Source organism: Alcaligenes sp. 13f, assembly GCF_020496585.1.
In the GTDB taxonomy this organism is placed as follows: Bacteria; Pseudomonadota; Gammaproteobacteria; order Burkholderiales; family Burkholderiaceae_B; genus Alcaligenes; species Alcaligenes phenolicus.
The window spans coordinates 66,882-85,080 of sequence record NZ_JAHKKC010000017.1; the positions used below are offsets into that span (position 1 = coordinate 66,882).

19 protein-coding genes are annotated in these 18,199 nt (G+C 57.0%); 8 read left to right on the forward strand and 11 right to left on the reverse strand.

The window, feature by feature from the left end; translation table 11 throughout:
- Nucleotides 1–5: 5 nt before the first annotated feature.
- The 6 genes from KOE80_RS14790 to ribBA are packed head-to-tail and all read right to left on the reverse strand — an operon-like array spanning nt 6 to nt 4,184.
- On the reverse strand, nt 6–512 hold the full coding sequence (locus KOE80_RS14790; RefSeq protein WP_045931245.1) for a CinA family protein: 507 nt from the start codon (nt 510–512) through the stop codon (nt 6–8).
- On the reverse strand, nt 509–1,030 hold the full coding sequence (locus tag KOE80_RS14795) for a phosphatidylglycerophosphatase A (protein ID WP_226349430.1): 522 nt from the start codon (nt 1,028–1,030) through the stop codon (nt 509–511). The genes KOE80_RS14790 and KOE80_RS14795 overlap by 4 nt, the downstream gene beginning before the upstream one ends.
- A 9-nt stretch (nt 1,031–1,039) precedes the next feature.
- A complete protein-coding gene (thiL, locus tag KOE80_RS14800; RefSeq protein WP_226349431.1) occupies nt 1,040–2,002 on the reverse strand; it encodes a thiamine-phosphate kinase in 963 nt (320 codons plus the stop codon).
- 13 nt (nt 2,003–2,015) lie between these two features.
- Entirely contained in the window at nt 2,016–2,531 is a 516-nt protein-coding gene (nusB, locus tag KOE80_RS14805) for a transcription antitermination factor NusB (RefSeq protein WP_045931247.1), read from the reverse strand.
- Nucleotides 2,485–3,003 carry a 6,7-dimethyl-8-ribityllumazine synthase gene (ribH, locus tag KOE80_RS14810; protein WP_042488798.1) on the reverse strand — a complete coding sequence of 173 codons (519 nt, stop codon included), beginning with the start codon at nt 3,001–3,003 and terminating at the stop codon, nt 2,485–2,487. The genes nusB and ribH overlap by 47 nt, the downstream gene beginning before the upstream one ends.
- 14 nt (nt 3,004–3,017) lie before the next feature.
- Nucleotides 3,018–4,184 (reverse strand): bifunctional 3,4-dihydroxy-2-butanone-4-phosphate synthase/GTP cyclohydrolase II, encoded by a 1,167-nt coding sequence (gene ribBA, locus KOE80_RS14815; RefSeq protein ID WP_042488800.1) that lies wholly within the window; start codon nt 4,182–4,184, stop codon nt 3,018–3,020.
- 115 nt (nt 4,185–4,299) lie between these two features.
- Between ribBA and KOE80_RS14820 the strand changes: the two genes are divergently transcribed.
- Entirely contained in the window at nt 4,300–5,127 is an 828-nt protein-coding gene (locus tag KOE80_RS14820) for an IclR family transcriptional regulator (RefSeq protein WP_042488803.1), read from the forward strand.
- A gap of 119 nt (nt 5,128–5,246) precedes the next feature.
- Nucleotides 5,247–6,776 (forward strand): CYTH and CHAD domain-containing protein, encoded by a 1,530-nt coding sequence (locus KOE80_RS14825; RefSeq protein ID WP_022983223.1) that lies wholly within the window; start codon nt 5,247–5,249, stop codon nt 6,774–6,776.
- A 141-nt stretch (nt 6,777–6,917) separates the two neighbouring features.
- Here the strand turns inward: KOE80_RS14825 and ftsY are convergent, their stop codons facing one another.
- Nucleotides 6,918–8,000: a signal recognition particle-docking protein FtsY gene (gene ftsY, locus KOE80_RS14830; RefSeq protein WP_413228940.1), complete on the reverse strand. Its 1,083-nt coding sequence runs from the start codon at nt 7,998–8,000 to the stop codon at nt 6,918–6,920.
- Between the two features lie 463 nt (nt 8,001–8,463).
- Between ftsY and rsmD the strand changes: the two genes are divergently transcribed.
- The 3 genes from rsmD to KOE80_RS14845 all read left to right on the forward strand — a co-directional run bounded on the left by rsmD (nt 8,464) and on the right by KOE80_RS14845 (nt 9,963).
- Nucleotides 8,464–9,093, forward strand: coding sequence for a 16S rRNA (guanine(966)-N(2))-methyltransferase RsmD (gene rsmD, locus KOE80_RS14835; protein ID WP_226349433.1), 630 nt, complete (start codon nt 8,464–8,466; stop codon nt 9,091–9,093).
- A gap of 20 nt (nt 9,094–9,113) precedes the next feature.
- A complete protein-coding gene (gene coaD, locus KOE80_RS14840) occupies nt 9,114–9,620 on the forward strand; it encodes a pantetheine-phosphate adenylyltransferase (protein ID WP_009454773.1) in 507 nt (168 codons plus the stop codon).
- 85 nt (nt 9,621–9,705) lie between these two features.
- Nucleotides 9,706–9,963, forward strand: coding sequence for a YfhL family 4Fe-4S dicluster ferredoxin (locus KOE80_RS14845; protein ID WP_226349434.1), 258 nt, complete (start codon nt 9,706–9,708; stop codon nt 9,961–9,963).
- Between the two features lie 63 nt (nt 9,964–10,026).
- On the opposite strand, the gene KOE80_RS14850 is transcribed toward KOE80_RS14845, so the two are convergent.
- Together KOE80_RS14850 and KOE80_RS14855 are read right to left on the reverse strand one after the other, a co-directional pair.
- Nucleotides 10,027–10,419 (reverse strand): MOSC N-terminal beta barrel domain-containing protein, encoded by a 393-nt coding sequence (locus KOE80_RS14850; protein WP_115634358.1) that lies wholly within the window; start codon nt 10,417–10,419, stop codon nt 10,027–10,029.
- A complete protein-coding gene (locus KOE80_RS14855) occupies nt 10,416–13,124 on the reverse strand; it encodes an AsmA family protein (RefSeq protein ID WP_226349435.1) in 2,709 nt (902 codons plus the stop codon). The genes KOE80_RS14850 and KOE80_RS14855 overlap by 4 nt, the downstream gene beginning before the upstream one ends.
- 273 nt (nt 13,125–13,397) lie before the next feature.
- On the opposite strand from KOE80_RS14855, the gene KOE80_RS14860 reads away from it, so the two are divergent.
- Nucleotides 13,398–14,678, forward strand: coding sequence for a bifunctional O-acetylhomoserine aminocarboxypropyltransferase/cysteine synthase (locus KOE80_RS14860; RefSeq protein WP_060186600.1), 1,281 nt, complete (start codon nt 13,398–13,400; stop codon nt 14,676–14,678).
- A gap of 148 nt (nt 14,679–14,826) precedes the next feature.
- On the opposite strand, the gene KOE80_RS14865 is transcribed toward KOE80_RS14860, so the two are convergent.
- Nucleotides 14,827–15,243 carry a YidB family protein gene (locus KOE80_RS14865; protein WP_022983226.1) on the reverse strand — a complete coding sequence of 139 codons (417 nt, stop codon included), beginning with the start codon at nt 15,241–15,243 and terminating at the stop codon, nt 14,827–14,829.
- A 215-nt stretch (nt 15,244–15,458) separates the two neighbouring features.
- Here KOE80_RS14865 and KOE80_RS14870 point away from each other — a divergent pair, with 215 nt between their 5' ends.
- On the forward strand, nt 15,459–16,379 hold the full coding sequence (locus tag KOE80_RS14870) for a delta(1)-pyrroline-2-carboxylate reductase family protein (protein ID WP_083054485.1): 921 nt from the start codon (nt 15,459–15,461) through the stop codon (nt 16,377–16,379).
- A gap of 112 nt (nt 16,380–16,491) precedes the next feature.
- Nucleotides 16,492–17,232 (forward strand): flagellar brake protein, encoded by a 741-nt coding sequence (locus tag KOE80_RS14875; protein ID WP_226349436.1) that lies wholly within the window; start codon nt 16,492–16,494, stop codon nt 17,230–17,232.
- 8 nt (nt 17,233–17,240) lie between these two features.
- On the opposite strand, the gene KOE80_RS14880 is transcribed toward KOE80_RS14875, so the two are convergent.
- Nucleotides 17,241–17,843, reverse strand: coding sequence for an NTP transferase domain-containing protein (locus KOE80_RS14880; protein ID WP_137431239.1), 603 nt, complete (start codon nt 17,841–17,843; stop codon nt 17,241–17,243).
- Nucleotides 17,844–18,199: the final 356 nt, after the last annotated feature.

The following is an 18,199-nucleotide window of genomic DNA, read 5'->3' on the forward strand; positions in this document are numbered from 1 at the left end:
GACAATCAGGCGGGATTGAGCATGGTCAGTGCACTGGTCAATGCGTATTCCACGGCTTGCTGACGAATTTGAGCACGATCACCGTCAAAGATGCGGGCAGAGGCGCGGGTCACAATACCATCGCCCCGGCGTTGTGCAAAACCAAAGCACACCAGGCCAACCGGCTTGCCCGCGGTGGCTCCGTCCGGGCCGGCAATGCCGGTCGTGGAAATAGCCAGCTCCGCATCAGCTGTAGCTTCCAGCGCACCCGCCGCCATTTCCATGGCGGTTTCTTCGCTGACTGCACCAAAGCGATCCAGGGTGTCCTGGTTCACACCCAGTTCCTGAACCTTGGCCTTGTTGCTGTAGGTGACCAGACCGCGCTCGAACCAGGCGCTGGAACCGGGCAGGTCCGTCAAGGCAGCAGCCAGCAGGCCTCCTGTACATGACTCGGCGCAGGCGACCATCCAGCCGCGATCTTTAAGGGCTCGCCCCAGGGCCAGGGCGGCATTGCCGTGCTCGTAATCGCTCATGAGAAAACTCCAAAACGTACCAAGACAGCCATCAGCAACAAGGTATAGCCTGCCGCCAGGAGATCGTCCCACATAACGCCAAAACCATTATGCAGACGACGATCAAAATAGCGGATCGGCGGTGGTTTGAGAATATCAAAGAAACGAAATAAAACGAATGCGATGCCCTGTGCCAGCCAGGTCTGCGGAATCAGCCACAGCACCAGCCAGAAAGCGACCATCTCATCCCAGTTCATGCCGCTGTGATCGGACACACCCAGATCGTAGCCTGTGCGGTGACAAGCCCAACAACCAATGAAAAAGGTGACCGGCAAGAAAATGGCCATTTGCGTGTCGGTCAGCACATGCAGACCCAAGACCCACAAGACCCAGGCCAGCGCCGTGCCCCAAGTGCCCGGCCCTGGACGCAATACGCCAGTACCACCACCAAAAGCAATCAAGCGCCAAGGCTTTTTCACCACCCAATCCAAGGTGGGACGTTGAATCGGATTCAAGGAAGGATCAGGAAATGTGCTCATGACACAGACTCAGCCACCAAAATGATCGAAACCGCCCTGGGCAGGGGCAGGATGCAGTCCCTGTTGATCACGCACATGCACCCCGCTACCGGCCTGCATGGAGCCAATACGGCTGAGCTGCACGCCTTCGCGCTGGGCCAGCGTCAAGATGGACTCGCGACGCAGGGGTTCTGCGGTGAAACACAGTTGAAAAACGTCGCCGCCCACCAGAACCGCTTCACGTTGCAAGTCGGCAGGCAAGCCTTTCAGCGAAGGGTCCAGCGGCAAGGCATCCCAATCCAGATGGGCAGCACATTGGCTGGCTTTGGCGATATGGCCCAGATCCTGGACCAGACCATCCGATACATCAATGGCGGCATGAGCCAAACCTGCCAGAGCATGTCCCAGGCGATACGGCGGCCAGGGTTGCTCCAGGGCCAGGCGGCTGGCAGCCAGTCGATCCGGATCCGCAGCCAGACGACCTTGCAGCAGGCGCAAGGCAATGTCTGCCGCCCCCAGGGTACCCGTTAACCAGATATCGTCACCGGGCCGGGCCGCACTGCGTTGCAAAGCCTGCCCCGCCGGGACTTCACCCAGCACCGTGATGCTGATGACCACACCTTGCTTGCTGCGCGTGGTATCACCGCCAATCAAGGGGCATTGCGCCTGATCGGCCAACTGGAACAATCCTTTGGAGAATGCGGCCAGCCATTCGGGCCGGACTTCGGGCATGGATAAAGCCAGCAGGCAGGCTCGTGGTTTGGCTCCCATGGCGCCCAGGTCCGACAGATTCACGGCCAGCGCCTTGTGCCCCAAGAGAAAGGGGTCCACGTCAGGAAAGAAATGTTGCCCTTCGATCAGAAGATCCACGCTGCTGGCCAGTTGCCAACCGGGTGTCGGAGTAAAAAGGGCACAATCGTCACCCACTCCCAAATAACCTTCGGGAGCGGGACGATTGAAATACTGCTGGATAAGACCGAACTCGTTCAGCACGGCACGCCCCGTTTTAGCGGCGGGCCTGCTTGGCAACTTCCGGTGCGCGTACGTCGGCGGCCAGTTTGTCCAGCACGCCATTCACGAATTTGAAACCGTCCGTACCGCCAAAAGATTTGGCCAGTTCAACGGCTTCATTAATGGCAACGCGGTAAGGCACTTCAACGTGATGCACCAGCTCGTAGCTGCCAATCAGCAAGATGCCATGTTCGATGGGAGAGAGCTCTTCCAAAGGACGATCAACATAAGGCAAAAAGCGTTCGCGCAGCACGGGGGCTTCGCGCATGACGCCAAACAGCAAGGTTTTGAACCAGGCTGCGTCGGCTTCACCGAACTCCTCGTCGCCCCGAATATGGGCGTCGATGGAGGTGGCTTCCTGCAGGCCATCAGAGCCTCGCAAAAGCCAGGAGTAGATGCCCTGCAGGGCAAATTCGCGCGAGCGGCGGCGCGCGGATCGTCCGTTGGCCTTGCTGGCCGGGACTTTATTTGTCGTCGTCAAGATCTTCGTCCTCGTAATCTTCGTCCTCATCGTCGTCCAGCTCAGGTTCGAGGACCGCGATAAGATTGCCCAGCTCGACCGCTGTACGGGCGCAATCGCGACCCTTTTCAGCAGCGCGAACTTCGGCTTGTTCATCTGTGTTGGTGGTCAGTACACCGTTGGCAACAGGAATACCGGTTGCCAGGGAGACTTGGGTAATGGCCGAAGCGCTTTCATTGCTGACCACTTCAAAGTGGTAGGTGTCGCCGCGGATAACGGCGCCCAGAGCGATCAGGGCATCAAACTCGCCGGTTTCGGCCATCTGGCCCAGAGTAATGCCCAATTCCAACGCGCCAGGTACGGACAGAACAGTCACGTCGCGCTCGTCCACACCCAGAGCCTCCAGCTCTTTCAGGCAGGCTTCCAATTCGGTCAGGCCGATGGATTCGTTAAAACGTGCACGCACAATACCAATGTGCAGACCTTCCCCGTTCAGGTCAGGGGTAACAATGTAAGGATTCATGTTGGAAGCTCCGCTTAGGATTGAGAGTCTGGTTCGCTATGGTAACCCGTCACGGTCAATGCAAACCCGGCCATGCTTGGCATTTTACGTGGTCGCGACATCAAACGGGCTTTGCCAACATTGAGGTCACGCAAAATTTGTGCACCAATTCCATACGTGCGCAAATCATTGCGGCTAGGACGACCGCGTGGCGTTTGTGCCGGGCTGTCTGCGCCCCAGGCCTGGATCTGCTCAAAACTCTCTTCTTCGGAGTTCTGACAATTCATCAGCAACACAACACCGCTGTCGGATTTGGCCACGGTACGCAGCGCAGTGGGCAGGGTCCAGCTGTGGCCCACATCGCCCTCAATCAAGACATCCAGCACGGTAGTCGGTTCATGCACACGGACCAGAGTTTCCACGTCGGGGCTGATTTCACCGTGCACCAGCGCCAGATGCAGGCCACCGGAAGACAGATCGCGGTAGGCGTGGCACTCAAATTCACCGTAAGGGGTCTTGACGGGTTTCTTGTGCAAACGCTCGATCATGGATTCGTGTTCGCTGCGGTACTGGATCAGATCCGCAATGGTGCCAACCTTGATGCCATGCTCGCGGGCGAACACCAGCAAATCCGGCAAGCGCGCCATGGTGCCGTCAGGATTGAGCACCTCGCAAATGACAGCAGCCGGGGTCAAACCGGCCATTGCCGTCAGGTCACAGCCCGCTTCGGTATGACCGGCACGCACCAGCACGCCACCTTTGGCCGCCTTCAGCGGAAAAATGTGGCCTGGCTGCACCAGGTCAATCGGACGCGCATCGCGGGCCACGGCCGCTTGCACGGTACGGGCACGGTCAGCCGCAGAAATACCGGTTTCCACGCCTTCAGCCGCTTCGATCGACACCGTGAAGTTGGTGCCAAAACGTGTGCCATTACGGGTGGCCATCAAAGGCAGGTCCAGTTGGCGGCAACGCTCTTCGGTCAGGGTCAGGCAAACCAGACCGCGACCATGAGTCACCATGAAGTTGATCGCTTCGGCATTCACGAATTCGGCGGCCATGACCAGATCGCCTTCGTTTTCGCGGTCCTCTTCGTCAACCAGAATAACCATGCGACCTGCGCGCAGCTCTTCAACAATCTCTGGAACGGGAGCGATTGGACTGGCGCCCAGTTGACCAGCGTCGGACTGAATTTCTTGATTCATCGTGCTCTTTGCTCAGACAGATAATAATTAAGGCCATTTTACGACACCCAGGCCCCGGCGGGCAGCTTCATTAGTCGGTACACTTGAAGACCGTGCCAAACCGCCCCAAACCCCTATGACCGAACCCATTTTGCCTGCTCTGGACGAAAAGCGTCGCCGTATCCAATCCATTGAAACGGGTTTTGGCCTGTTGAAAGTGCTGGTAGACAGCGGACAACCCATGATGTTGCGAGATCTGGCCACGCAGGCTGGGATGAGTTCGGCCAAAGCCCACCCGTATCTGGTCAGTTTTACCAACGTAGGACTGGTGCAGCAGGCTCCGGCTACCGGCCTGTACGAGCTGGGGCCGTTTGCCTTGCAGATGGGTTTGGTCAGCTTGCAAAGCCAGAACCCGGTGAAGATTGCCCTGCCCCTGGTTCAAGCCTGGGCCTCGCGCATCGGGCACACCCTGGGCTTGGCAGTGCTGGGCTCACACGGCCCCACCATGGTTCATATCAGCGAGGCCAGCTACCCGGTCCATGTGAACATGCGCTGCGGCACGGTCATGTCCATGCTGCACACGGCCACCGGCCACGTCTTTGCCGCCTGGCTGCCCCCTGAAGTGGCGCGCCACTACATTGAGCGCGAGGCAGGTGACAGCGCGGTTGTCACCAGTATCAGTCCGCTGCGCCCCAGCCCCAAAGAACTGGCTGCCATGCTGGAAAAAATCCGTGAACAAGGTGTGGCACAGGCACTGGGCAACCCCTTGCCCGGTATTGATGCCCTGTCCGTCCCCGTGTTTGATCACTCCGGCCAGATTGTGCTGGCCCTGACCAGTCTGGGCCCCAGTACGCTGTTTGATGCCAGTATCAACAGCCCCATCCTGGCTCAGTTGCGACAGTGCGCCAACAGCATTTCACACCAGTTGGGCTGGCGCGAGCCACTAGGTACTCCCCCTTTATAAAACTTGACATGACTACACACACTTATACGGGTGTCGACACTTCAAGTTTGGCTGGTTTACATGCAAAATAATCGTTTTATCCGCCCACCTGTTGTGGGTGATTTCTCGAGTGCGATGCTGTGCTAGAACAAGAACTGAAATTTTTTGTACCCGAGAGTGCCCGTCCCGGTTTATTGACCGCCTTTGACGCAGTACGCACGGGTAGCATTACCTTAAATGCCATTTACTTTGATACGCCCGAACGCGATTTGGCGCGCTCGAGTATCGCCTTGCGTCTGCGCAAGGAAGGCGAGCAATGGGTTCAGACCGTCAAACTGCCCGGTCCTGATACCCTGTCCCGCATTGAAATCAATCACCCCCGTCCCGGCCCGGAACTGGACCTGAGCCTGTATCAGGACACACCCGCCCACGCTGCGCTGGCTCGTTACGCGGATCAGATTCAAGCGCGTTATCAAACCCGCATCCAGCGCGAGCTGGCCCTGATCAAGCAAGGCCAGTCTGAACTGGAGCTAGCCTACGATGTGGGCCATATCGAATCCAATGGTTTGAAGCTGCTGGTCAACGAGCTGGAAATTGAGCTGATCAAGGGCGAGAGCCTGACCATGTTTGAGGTTGGCCAGCGCTGGCTGTACAAACATGGCCTGATTCTGGAGATGCGCAGCAAGTCCGAGCGTGGTGATGCCCTGGCCAGTCTGGCGGACCGCCGCCGGGCCAAATCGGAAAGTCTGGATCTGACGCCCGAACAGGTAGCTGCGGCCTTGACCCGCAAAGCCTACGACCTGCCCAAACCGCATTTTGTTGACACCGAAGATCTGGAACAATTTTATAGCCTGAGTGCCACCATGAGCCTGGAACAGGTCATTCGCAATGCCGCCTTGCTGGCCGGCGTGGATGGCATACGTCCGGACTCTTCCCGTCAGGCCGACTATCTGGCCTTGATGCGCGTGGGTCTGCGCCGTCTGCGCTCCTGCCGCAAGCTGTTCAAAATGTGGCTATCGGCTAGCGAAGGGTATGCCAATACGCGTCTGACACATTATTTTGGTCTGTTTGGTCAGGCACGCGACCATGACCTGGTACACCTGGAAATCACCCCCTTGCTGCTGCAAGCGGGAATGCCCGGCCCCGCACCTGAGCCTACTCCTGCCCATCTGGAGCACGACCCGGTCCAACTGGCCAGTGCAGCCGAGTTTCAGTCCCTGCTGTTAAGTAATCTGCAAAGCCTGATTTGCGGCCCTACGCTGGAACTGAATGGTGTGCCTCAGCCCGAACATTTGATCGAAGCCCGTATCAGCCGCTGGTTCCAGACAATTCAACTACGCAGCCAACGCTTTGCGCAGATCAGCCAGGACAAGCAGCATCGTTTGCGCAACCGTATCAAGAGCCTGCGCTACTGCCTGGAGTTTTTGCCCAGCGCAGCCGACAAGCAAGGGCTGCACAAAGTGCTGCGCGAATGTCAGGCCTTGATTGGTGCAGTCACCGACGTGGACGTGGCGCTGGATTGGTATGCCCAACATGCGGCCAACCCCGAACAAGCGCAGTTTGCGCGGGACTGGCTGACGCATGCCCGCCAAGGTCGTGCCGCCCATGCACAGCATGCGCTCAATGCCTTGGATCAGCATCAGCCGCAAACAGAGCTTCTGCGACGCTGAACGCCAAAAGCACTGAAAAGCCCACTGTGCACTGAGCCTTTGCTTGCCACTACGTAGCGCTCTTTTCCTAGAAGGCTCAGGAATAAAAAAACGGCGATGCCTGTAAAGACATCGCCGCTTTTTTGACAGCCAAACTTGGATTTAAGCGTTCATGCCCAACAAGGCCGACGCAAACTCACGGGCCACAAAGGCCTGCAGATCCTGCATGCCCTCGCCCACGCCAATCCAGTAAACCGGAATAGGACGTACGCCTTGCGCACAGGCAGCAACGGCAGCCAGCGTACCGCCTTTGGCCGTACCGTCCAGCTTGGTAACCACCAGGCCAGTCAGACCCAAGGCTGCATCAAAGGCACGGATCTGCGAAATGGCGTTCTGGCCGGTATTGCCGTCCACAATCAAGAGAATTTCATGAGGAGCCTGACCATCGGCCTTGCCGATGACGCGCTTGATCTTCTTGAGCTCTTCCATCAGGTGAAGCTGGGTTGGCAAGCGGCCGGCGGTATCCACCATGACCACGCCCATATCGCGGGCACGCCCTGCATGCACAGCATCAAACGCCACCGCGGCGGGGTCACCACCGTCCTGAGCAATAACACTGACGTTATTGCGGGTGCCCCACTCAATCAGCTGTTCACGAGCGGCAGCACGGAAGGTATCACCGGCGGCCAACAAGACTTTTGCGCCCTGCTCCTGGAAGGTGTGGGCCAACTTACCAATAGACGTGGTTTTACCTGCACCATTCACCCCGGCAATCATGACTACCAGTGGTTTGCTCGATTCCAGAGGAAAGGATTTCTCCAGGGGCTTCAAATGATCGGTCAGGATGTCGCACAGGGCTTGTTTGACTTGGGCTGCATCGCTGATTTTTTCCTTACGAACACGAGCACGCAAAGCGGTAATCAGTTTCTCGGTAGCCTCAACACCCGCGTCTGCCATCAGCAAGGCGTCTTCCAGTTCCTCGAACAGCGTTTCATCAACCTTGGCACCGACGAACAGGCTGCTCAAGCTCTGACCGGTACGCGACAAGCCCTGTTTCAAGCGTGCCATCCAGGAAGTTTTCACCACAGGTGCGGCGGCTTCTGGCTCTGGCGTCGGGGCAGGTGCTGGGTCAGGCTGTGGCGCAGGAACTGGAACAATCTCTGGCTCCGGTTCAGGAGTCGGCTGTATCTCGGGTTCCGGTTGCGGTACCGGCTCGGGAATCGGCTGCACCTCGGGTTCAGGCACTGGCTCGACCTCGGGCTCCGGAGCACGGCTTGGCTCCGGCACAGGCTGCACCTCCGGCTCGGGAATACGAACGGGTTCAGGTACGGGCTGCACTTGCGGCTCGTGGACACGGGCAGGCTCTGGGGTCGGGACACTGGCCGGGGCGGGTTGTGGCACCTCTGGCTGCGTGGGCGTAGACTCGGAAGCAGCGCGATGTTCAGCCTGGCTGGCTGCCTGGCTATCCAAAGCCACAGCAGGCGAGGCCACCGGCGTTTGAACCGGCGTGCTTTGCTCCTGCGATACAGCGGGGGATGCATCTGCCGCGTCAGCCTGGGGCTGAGACGGGGCAGGAGAAAGCGGCTCGGTCAGCTCCGTTTGAGTGACTTGTGGCTCTGGCTTGGCCTTCTTTCTTTTAAAAAAACTGAACATACGATTTACACTAGAAAATTCTGTTGAATGACCACATTATCCGATCAAAGCGCTAATGAGAAAACATGCTGTCCGTATTGTAGGTGGTGATTACCGCCGCACACCGATTTCAGTCGTCGATGCACCCGGTCTGCGGCCCACCCCGGATCGTGTGCGCGAAACGCTGTTTAACTGGCTTAACCACTTCTGGGGCGGTCAATTCAGCAACAAGAACGTGCTGGATCTGTTTGCCGGTAGCGGAGCCCTGGGCTTTGAAGCGGCCTCGCGCGGTGTCGCCTTTGTACAAATGGTGGAACGCCACGGACCCGCTGTCAGCAATTTGCGCAGCCTGCGTACCAAACTCAAGGCAGACCACGTCCGTATCCATGCGGGCGACGCCCTCCATATTCTGGAGCGCAGCCAGATGCGCTACGATCTGGTCTTCATAGACCCGCCCTTTGCGCAGGACTGGATGGAACGTATCTGGCCCTTGCTGCCCAATGTGCTGGCACCGGACGCACTGGTTTACATTGAGTCCGAAACCCCTATACAAGCCCCAGATCAATACGGGATACTACGACAGGATAAGGCAGGGCAGGTACATTATCATTTGTTGCGATTTGCTGCGATGCAAAAAACAGTCAATAATGCCGAATTTTCCGGGACGCCTGCACCGCTCCCCCCGGACTCCGACCTGCCAACTTGAACCACTTACGCGGATGCACCATGATCACAGCTGTTTACCCCGGCACCTTCGACCCCCTGACACGAGGCCATGAAGACTTGGTCCGGCGAGCCGCCAACCTTTTCGATCACGTTGTGGTCGGTGTGGCCTCCAGCCAGAACAAGCGCCCTTTCTTCACCGTTGAAGAGCGTGTTGAGATCGCCTCCGAAGTGCTCAGCCACTATCCAAACGTGGAAGTGAAAAGCTTTTCCGGCCTGCTCAAGGACTTTGTACGCGAACAAAATGGTCGCGTTATCGTACGTGGCCTGCGCGCCGTGTCCGATTTTGAGTACGAATTTCAAATGGCGGGCATGAACCGTCACCTGCTGCCCGAAGTCGAGACCATGTTCATGACTCCTTCGGATCAGTACCAGTTCATCTCCGGCACCATCGTGCGCGAAATTGCCATTCTGGGCGGTGATGTAGGCAAATTTGTGTTCCCGTCCGTGGAGCGTTGGCTACAAACCAAAGCCAAGGAACGCAATCAGCAAACGGTTTCAGCCACCTGAACTCGCCCTGCGCAGCGGTCCGTACTACACTGTAGGGTGACCGACTGGTCAAATCCAAGGACCACGCTTATCAGGACACTGCGCTATGGCACTGCACATTACTGAAGAATGCATTAACTGCGACGTTTGTGAGCCGCAGTGCCCTAACCTGGCTATTTACATGGGCGAGGAGATCTACGAGATCAATCCCAACCTGTGTACAGAATGCGTCGGCCACTTTGATGAGCCGCAGTGTGTGGTAGTGTGCCCGGTCGAATGTATCGAGGTTCACCCCCAGCACCAGGAAAGCCAGGAAACGCTGCTTGCCCGCTATCGCCGGCTACAGTCCGAACCTACGACATAAGCAGAATAAAAAAAGCCCTGCCATGAGCAGGGCTTGTTCTATATGGATCACCGCGCAGACAGCTTACTCAGCCTGGGGCAAACGCTTTAACAGACGCAGCGACTGGCCTGTATAGCGGCTGAACCACTGGGCAGGCAAATCCCCTTCGTCTACCAATTGCACGGATTGCCCATTTTCCTGCCACAGGGAAAAGGAATCCGGATCGTCTTCAATAACATCCACTTCAATATCCAGGCGCAACATACCGGGAGCGCGCAACACCAGCTGGCCAAAACGCAGTTCCATACTGAGCTCGGCCAAAGCAGGCAGCGCATCGGCGGCCAGAACCTGCCCCTGATCGTTCCCCAGCACCCATCGCCCCTTGCAGGCCAGTGCCTTGCCGTCACTAAGGGACGGGCCGCCTTGCAACAGGCAAACCGTCTGGTCAGGCGAACTTAACGCTGAACTGGTGCTCATGGCTTGAACCACTGCTTCATGGCTTCGCCCACGGTTTGTGGAACCTTGGCCCCCAACTCTTCCTTGATGATCTGCTTCACCTCGGACTTCACATCGGGGGTGGACTCTGCTTTAGCTTCTGAAGCTTGCTGGCTCAACAAATCCAGCAAACCGTCTTGCAGTGCCTTCTTGATGGAGTTGCTGGCAATGTCTTTCCACTGAATCTGGTAGGACAGCCCTGTCCAGGGGCCGGAGATATGGATAGGAATCAGCACATTGCGCAGGTCCTGGAAGGACTTGCGCTCTTCCACGGCCAGATTGTTGTGGTTCAGGCGAGCCTGCAAAGTCACATCTGCTTGCTGATTTACCAGGTCCAGCGTGGCGCCTTTAGCCGCTGTCACCGTCAGAATCGGGGTGGTGGCCCGTAAATTACGGAAAGTCGCTTGCCCTTTCTTGATATCCAGACTGCCCTGCAAACGGTTCAACACCGTGCGGCGCAAAGGATCGGACTGGGGCAGCAGCAAAGGAATCTGACCGCCAAAGGCATTGCGCACGGCTTCGTTGATATCGCGCACGCTCTGGTCCAGATCAACGCTGCGCCAGCTGCCGTCATGCAAATCGACCGTCAGGCCGCCTTCCAGAGCATTCAGACGCTCCTGGCTTGTGGCACCTTGAGCCTTCAGGTTCAGATCCACATTGCCCTTGCCGGCCAGGTAGTCATTGCCGAACGCATCCAGCAAGAGCGAACCGACCTGCATTTGCTGCAACTTCAGGCCCAATTCGAAGCGCTTGCCGGGCTCAACCTTGGCCTTGGCCTGAAGCTGACCTTCATACGCCTGCGCATTGAACTGCGACAAATTGATCAACTGGCCCTGGTTCTTGACCTGAGCTTTCACCTGATCCATCACCACACCCAGGCTGCGCAGCTTCTCGATTTCAAAACGCAGATCAAAGCTGAGCGTATCCAGCCAAGCGTAAGAGGAAGCTTCTTCAACCACTTCTTCGGCTGCGGGAGCCGCCTCTGCCTGCTCTGCCTTGGGCTGCTCGACTTGTTCAGCTTCCTCTGCGCCCGGCTCCTGCTCGGCACCGGCTTCCGGCGCTTCAGCCTCTGGCTCCGGCTCCGGTGGGGTCACCACTTCGGGGGCTGTCACCCAGAAAATCGAACGCAGTTCGTCCAGGTCCAGCTTGTCCGCTTTGAGTACCGCGTTCAGCAACGGCCCTTTACCCTTATCTTGCAAGCTTACATCCAGACTGCCTTGAGCCTGCTCGGTGCTACTGCTTAGCTGCGCACTGTATTCTTGTTTGCCTTTGTTCAGGTCTGCCTGGCCCGTCAGCGGCATCTCGAAGCGGCTACCTGCGTCGGCCTCGTCTTCCACGCGGATATTGGCTTGAATCTCCGGCAGACGCAGCCACTCATTCGATGGTTGCCACTGCATGGGAGAACTGGCCTTCAATTGCGCCACACGGCTGCCTTGTTTGATGGCGCCGTCCAGCTTGGCCTGCTCAAATATCAATTCCTGGCTATTACCGGACAAGCCTTGCAGCGTCAAACCCAAACCCAGGACCTTGGGGCCGCTGACTTTCAGGCTGGCAACGACAGGCGAGCCTTCAGCCTGGGCAGGCGATACCTGGATACGAGGCACATCCAGGGCCAGATCCAGATTCTGATCTTCATTTTTGCCACGAACACGCAGCGCCAGCTTCTCGAAAGACACCAGGTCGCTGACGCTGTCGATTTCCATCTTGGGCGTATTTAGCGTGGCATTCAGATCGCTGACCGGGTAAGCGCCCAACCACTGACCTTGCAATTGGGTATCCAGATTGGTGGCGCTGAACTGGCGTTGGGCCGACTTGTAGGCCACATTGCCCTTAAGTGTCAGGCTTTGTGCCTGCAGCTGGTCCAGATCACCGATAAAGCTCAAGTTCAGCTTTTGTGCGCCGTAGGATTTGGAAGCAGGGTCCAGACTCAGTTGCCCTTGCCCTTCCAGCACACCATCCGCCACGGGATAGTCCCCCGACAAGCGGCTCTTGAAAGCTACATCAAAAGGCTGACCAAACGTCATGCGGCCCGTGTTCACTTCCAGCTGCAATAAACGGCCAATTACATTGCTGCGTTTGCTGAAGTAATGAATCTCACCACCCTTCAGGCTCAGACCTGCAATATCAATCTGGAAATCCGTTTCGCTGCCCGAGCGCTTGGCAATCAATTCAGGAACAGGCAAGGATTCGGGTGCAGGCTCGGCTGTCTGAGGCGCCTCGGCAGCTTGTGCTGCGGGCAACAAGGATACGCCCGAGCGGGCAAGGGGAAGGTGAGGGCCAGCCGGCGGGGCTTGCAGCAAGTCGTCAAAATTCAGCTTGCCTTCTTCATCGCGCACAATCCAGGCTTTGAAGCCGGTAACAGCAACGTGGTCCACTACTAGGCGGTTATTGATCAAAGGCCACAAGGCCACCGCAAACCGGGCGCTTTCCAAAGAAGCGAAAGGATCTTCCGAATTACGGTCAGACAGGGACAGCCCCTGCACGGACAGGCCAATGCGGGGAAATAAAGAAAGTTCGATATCACCGTCAATCTTGAGCGTACGCTGATACTTTTGCTGGACGATGTCAGCCAGCTTCTGCTTGTACGAATTGGGATTGAATGTCAGCAGGAAAATCGCCCCGCCTACCACCGTGACAATAGCTAAAACGACGAGGCTGAATAAGCCCCGCTTAAACCATACTTTCATGTAAGCCTCTAGGACCTCGGGGCAGGATGCAACACGCCATCTGCCCGGATACGAAATGCTAACCCATGTCGGGCCATTGCGAAGTAACGAAAATAAGAAATATCCACCCGCACTTTAAAAAGCAGAGCCTGTTGTCAGTAATTCGCCATTATTACCAAAAGAAATAAAGGCATAGTATTAATGTCTGCGCCCTTAGATGCTTTTCTCTACATACAGGGGTTATGCTTGCTTTGTCTTATATAAGCCACTTGATCATCAATTCCAGAATTAACCATGAAACTAGAGACTCTTGCCATTCATGCTGGCTACCAGCCAGATCCGACCACAAAAGCCGTTGCTGTTCCGATTTACCAGACCACTTCCTACGCTTTCGACAACACGCAACACGGCGCGGATCTGTTTGACCTGAAGGTGCCCGGCAATATTTACACCCGCATCATGAACCCCACCAATGCCGTGCTTGAAGAGCGTGTTGCAGCATTGGAAGGCGGGATTGCGGGCTTGGCAGTAGCCTCTGGCATGGCAGCCATCACGTATGCTATCCAAACGATTGCAGAGGCCGGCGACAACATTGTGTCCGTCAGTAAACTGTACGGCGGCACCTACAACCTGTTCGCGCACTCCTTCCCGCGCCAGGGCATTACCGTCAAATTTGCCCAACCCAATGATATCGAAGCACTGGAAGCCCTGATCGACGACCGCACTCGTGCCGTGTTCTGCGAAACCATCGGCAACCCGGCTGGCAACATCATCGATATCCGTGCCCTGGCCGATGCCGCTCACCGTCATGGTGTACCCCTGATTGTAGACAATACCGTGGCCTCGCCTGCCCTGTGCCGTCCTATCGAGCACGGTGCCGACATTGTCGTGCACTCGCTGACCAAATACATGGGCGGTCACGGCACCACCATTGCGGGCATGGTCGTGGACTCCGGTAAGTTCCCCTGGGCCGAGCACAAAGATCGCTTTGCCATCCTGAATACGCCTGACCCGTCCTACCACGGCGTGGTCTATACCGAAGCCTTTGGCCCAGCCGCCTTCATCGGCCGCTGCCGCGTGGCTCCGCTGCGCAATACCGGCGCTGCCCTGGCCCCCTTGAGCGCTTTCCAGATCCTGCAAGGCATCGAAACCCTGCCTCTGCGCATGGAGCGTCATACAGAAAACGCCCTGAAAGTAGCCCAGTATCTGAACAAGCACCCACAAGTGTCCTGGGTGAAGTACGCCGGTTTGCCTGACCATCCGGATCATGAACTGGCCAAGCGCTATATGGGTGGCAAGCCTGCGGCGATTTTGTCCTTTGGTATCAAAGGCGGCATTGAAGCCGGTACTCGCTTTATCGACGCGCTGAACCTGGTGCTGCGTCTGGTCAATATTGGTGATGCCAAATCCCTGGCTTGCCACCCTGCCAGCACAACTCACCGTCAGCTCAATGCCGAAGAACTGGCCGCTGTGGGCGTGAGCGAAGACATGGTGCGTCTGTCCATTGGCCTGGAACACATCGACGACATTCTGGCCGATCTGGAACAAGCTCTGGAAGCAGCGGCACGCGGTTAAGGCCCAAAAACCTGTACAGGCCGGAATTGCTGTACAGGTTTTTCTGCATCAAGCAAAAAAGCCTGGAATCGGTATTGCACCGACTCCAGGCTTTTTTCATTCTTGGCAATACGGCTGTCAGACAGACCGTGTCACGGACGCAAGAGAATCAGGACTTGCGAAACAACTGCGTCAAACCACCCAGCAGGCTGCTGGCATCGGTAATGTGAGATGGATCAAACTGACCATTGGGGCTGGCTTGATTGATCAGGGACGGCAGCATGATCTTCAGATTATCCAGCACGCTTTGCTGATTCAAACCCGACAGGTCCACCAATTGCTTGATGGCCGGTTGCCCCATCACGCCCAGCAAATCCTGCTGGCCGATTTCCTGATTGCTGCCCTGCGAAATCCAGGACGACACCACATCACCAAACCCGCCCGAGCGAAAACGCTCGATCAGGCCGCTCAAACCGCCTGGATAGCTGCTGATGACTTGAATCAGGGCGGGCAACAAAGCGCCCTGCTCTTTGGATTTGGAATCCGTAGCCGACAAGGCCGACACAACAGAATTAAGCAAACTCATTATTTTTCTCCCCAATGCACGGCCCCGCGCGTGGGCAGGTGCTGATATCAGGCCTCATTATGCCGCGACAGGCCGCCAGGCGGGGCGGATTAATTGTCAAGGTGGGTCAATAGATCACTGGCGGAAAGGCCCTATTGTCCTGGGCTGGGCCTACGCTACACTGGTTTCTCAATAGTCCGGCATCCCCCACAGACCGACTCCATGGAGACCCTGGAATGACGCAAGCTTCCTATACCGTCCTGTCCTCTGAAGAGACTGCTCGTGCCCTGCCTTATCCTGAACTGGTCGCCCAGCTAGGCAAAGCCATGGCCCAGTACGCTGCTGGCACTATCGTCGCCCCAACCCGTCAGGTTCTGGACTATCCCCAAACGGGGCAAATGCTGTCCATGCCAGCGGTTTCACACGATATAGGTGTTCATAAACTGGCTAATGTGATGCTGGACAACCAGCAGCAGGAACTGGGCAGTATCCAGGGCCTGGTCAGCGTCTACGACGCCCAGAACGGTTTGCCGCTACTGATTCTGGATGCACCCACCCTATCCGAACGCCGTACTGCAGCAGTATCCATGCTGGGTATTCAAGCCCTGTGGCCCCAAGGACCGGAGCACATTACTTTGCTGGGGTACGGACAGCAGGCTGTCGCGCATTGCGATGCCATCATGACGCTGTACCCCAAAGCACGCGTCACCCTGACGGGCCGTAACCCAGACCGTGCACAGGCTGTGGCCACATCCTTGCAAGCCAGATTCGGGGACCGGGTCCAGGCCACCACGGCTGTTCCGGAAAAAACGGATGTACTGATCGCCCTGACCTCCAGCCTGACACCCGTGTATCACGAACCCGCACGCCTTGATCGCTTGCTGATTGGCTTGGGAGCCTTTCAACCGGATATGGCCGAGTTCGAGGCCCACACCTTGCTGGCCAGCCGTCTATATGCCGATGATGTCGCCGGCGCCCGCCAGGAAGCAGGCGACCTGATCCAGGCCGGCGTGGACTGGGAGCAAGTCCACAGCATTCACCAGGCGCTGCGTACCCCAGCCCCCAAAGACAAGCCCTTGTTCTTCAAATCAGTAGGCTCGGCTGCGTGGGATTTAGCAGCAGCACGTTGTGCCCTGCATCATTTAAACCAAGCCTAAATACTTAGGCTGTTAACTAGCTGACTTCACACGCCAAAGCGCGCCCAGAGTGTTACTCTGGCGCGTACAATCCCTTACAGTCACTTACCGATCTCTTTTTGCCGCCCTACCCATGACTTCTACGCTCCCTCCCACCGAAGACGATCCGTATCAGATCCAGTCCAAGTTTGAAATTCTGCGTGTTTTACGGGCTATCGAAAAAGGGGGCCTGTTACTGCACATGGAAGCCAATCAGGGCAATGACCGGATTGTCACCACCATTCTGGATATTGATCTGGACAATAACGTGGTGGTGATTGATACCGCCAACAAAGAAGAAAAAACCCGCAATCTGCTGCAGTCCGAACACACCCATTTCGAGACCTCGCTGGACAAGATCAAGGTGACGTTTCAGGGCCCCACCCCAGAGGTCGTGTCCTACGAAGGTCAGCCAGCCTTGGCGATCCCGATCCCCGAATCCATTCGCCGCTTGCAGCGACGCGAGTTCTTCCGCGTCAACGTACCCGTCAGCGAACCGGCCATGGTGATCTTGCGCTTGAATAACGAGTCCAAAAGCTTTCTGCTGCACGACATCAGTGGTGGCGGCTTGTCTTTGGTGGACGAATCGCAAACCCTGGCAGAGGTGATCGGCACGCATAAAACCGAATCCCTGCTGGAACTGCCGCAAGCCGGTTCTTTTGTTGTGGCGCTACAAGTAGCGCGTACGGAAACGCAGCAACTGCCTAATGGCAAACAGATTCAACGTTTGGGCTGTACCTTCATTGACCTGTCTGCCTCCACGCAGATGGCAATTCAGCATTACATCAGCCGCCTGGAACGCCAGCAAATCGCCAAACAGCGCGGTCACGGCTAATTCGATGCTTAGGGCATCCTCAAATCGCTGGGGGTGTCCACATCGCGCAAAATCCCCTCGTCCACCAAAGGCACAAACAAGGTCTGATCCTTGTTGGCCTGCAACAAGCCACGCGCGCCCTGCTCGTCTGCAAGCTCCAAAAGCTGCTGATGCCATTCCAATCCAAAGCCAACAGGGTTGCCGGGCTGGCCATTCAAAACGGGACGTACAATTCCGGCCCCATCCTGCACAGCCTGGGCCACCGCCGCTACGGTGCTTGGCCGCAACCAAGGCATATCCGCCAGCAGAACGACATAACCATAACGGGGACTGCAAGCGTGGATCCCGGCTTTCAGGCTGACACCCATACCGCGGATGGCCTCAGGTGCCTGAACAAATCTGACCGGCAAGCCACTCAGCTCCCGACGCAAAATCTGCTCATGGACATCACAAACAAGCAGCACTTCATCAAGCACGGACAAAGCCGTCTCACAGACGCGGCGCACCATCGTTCTGCCATCTTCAGTCTTGGCCAATAGCTTCAACTGCTGGCCCGACGGATCGAACCGCCTACCCAGGCCCGCCGCCAGAATAATGCCCGCCACTCCAGATACATGCTGCTGCCCTGCCATCCTGGCTCCTTTTGAACGATGTGGTGCCTCGTCGAAAATGCTTATTACTTCGCTCACTAGACTAATAGAAAGAAGCGTGGAGGAACAAGCTGGGTGAAAGAACATTGATTAGTGGATAAAAGAAGTCTCTGTGAAAACGCCATTCAGTCGGCCTGCTGGGGTGTCCGGGCTGAGCACTTGCCGGTGCTACGCACCGGTACCCTAGTCAGGAGATAGCTACGGGCGCATCCTGAACTTGTATGGTTAAGGTGTCGGGGTGGAGGGACATCCTGAACTATCGGCCAATGCCGGACCGACACCGCGAGAACTCTCCCGCCCCACCCATCACCGTCGATAAGGAACTGAGCGGCGCCGTT

Coding starts and splice junctions, on each gene's coding strand:
- KOE80_RS14790 (WP_045931245.1), bottom strand. CDS start 512: ATGAGCGATTACGAGCACGGCAATGCCGCCCTGGCCCTGGGGCGAGCC.
- KOE80_RS14795 (WP_226349430.1), bottom strand. CDS start 1,030: ATGAGCACATTTCCTGATCCTTCCTTGAATCCGATTCAACGTCCCACC.
- nusB (WP_045931247.1), bottom strand. CDS start 2,531: ATGAGGACGAAGATTACGAGGACGAAGATCTTGACGACGACAAATAAA.
- ribH (WP_042488798.1), bottom strand. CDS start 3,003: ATGAATCCTTACATTGTTACCCCTGACCTGAACGGGGAAGGTCTGCAC.
- ribBA (WP_042488800.1), bottom strand. CDS start 4,184: ATGAATCAAGAAATTCAGTCCGACGCTGGTCAACTGGGCGCCAGTCCA.
- KOE80_RS14820 (WP_042488803.1), top strand. CDS start 4,300: ATGACCGAACCCATTTTGCCTGCTCTGGACGAAAAGCGTCGCCGTATC.
- rsmD (WP_226349433.1), top strand. CDS start 8,464: ATGAGAAAACATGCTGTCCGTATTGTAGGTGGTGATTACCGCCGCACA.
- coaD (WP_009454773.1), top strand. CDS start 9,114: ATGATCACAGCTGTTTACCCCGGCACCTTCGACCCCCTGACACGAGGC.
- KOE80_RS14845 (WP_226349434.1), top strand. CDS start 9,706: ATGGCACTGCACATTACTGAAGAATGCATTAACTGCGACGTTTGTGAG.
- KOE80_RS14850 (WP_115634358.1), bottom strand. CDS start 10,419: ATGAGCACCAGTTCAGCGTTAAGTTCGCCTGACCAGACGGTTTGCCTG.
- KOE80_RS14855 (WP_226349435.1), bottom strand. CDS start 13,124: ATGAAAGTATGGTTTAAGCGGGGCTTATTCAGCCTCGTCGTTTTAGCT.
- KOE80_RS14860 (WP_060186600.1), top strand. CDS start 13,398: ATGAAACTAGAGACTCTTGCCATTCATGCTGGCTACCAGCCAGATCCG.
- KOE80_RS14865 (WP_022983226.1), bottom strand. CDS start 15,243: ATGAGTTTGCTTAATTCTGTTGTGTCGGCCTTGTCGGCTACGGATTCC.
- KOE80_RS14870 (WP_083054485.1), top strand. CDS start 15,459: ATGACGCAAGCTTCCTATACCGTCCTGTCCTCTGAAGAGACTGCTCGT.
- KOE80_RS14875 (WP_226349436.1), top strand. CDS start 16,492: ATGACTTCTACGCTCCCTCCCACCGAAGACGATCCGTATCAGATCCAG.
- KOE80_RS14880 (WP_137431239.1), bottom strand. CDS start 17,843: ATGGCAGGGCAGCAGCATGTATCTGGAGTGGCGGGCATTATTCTGGCG.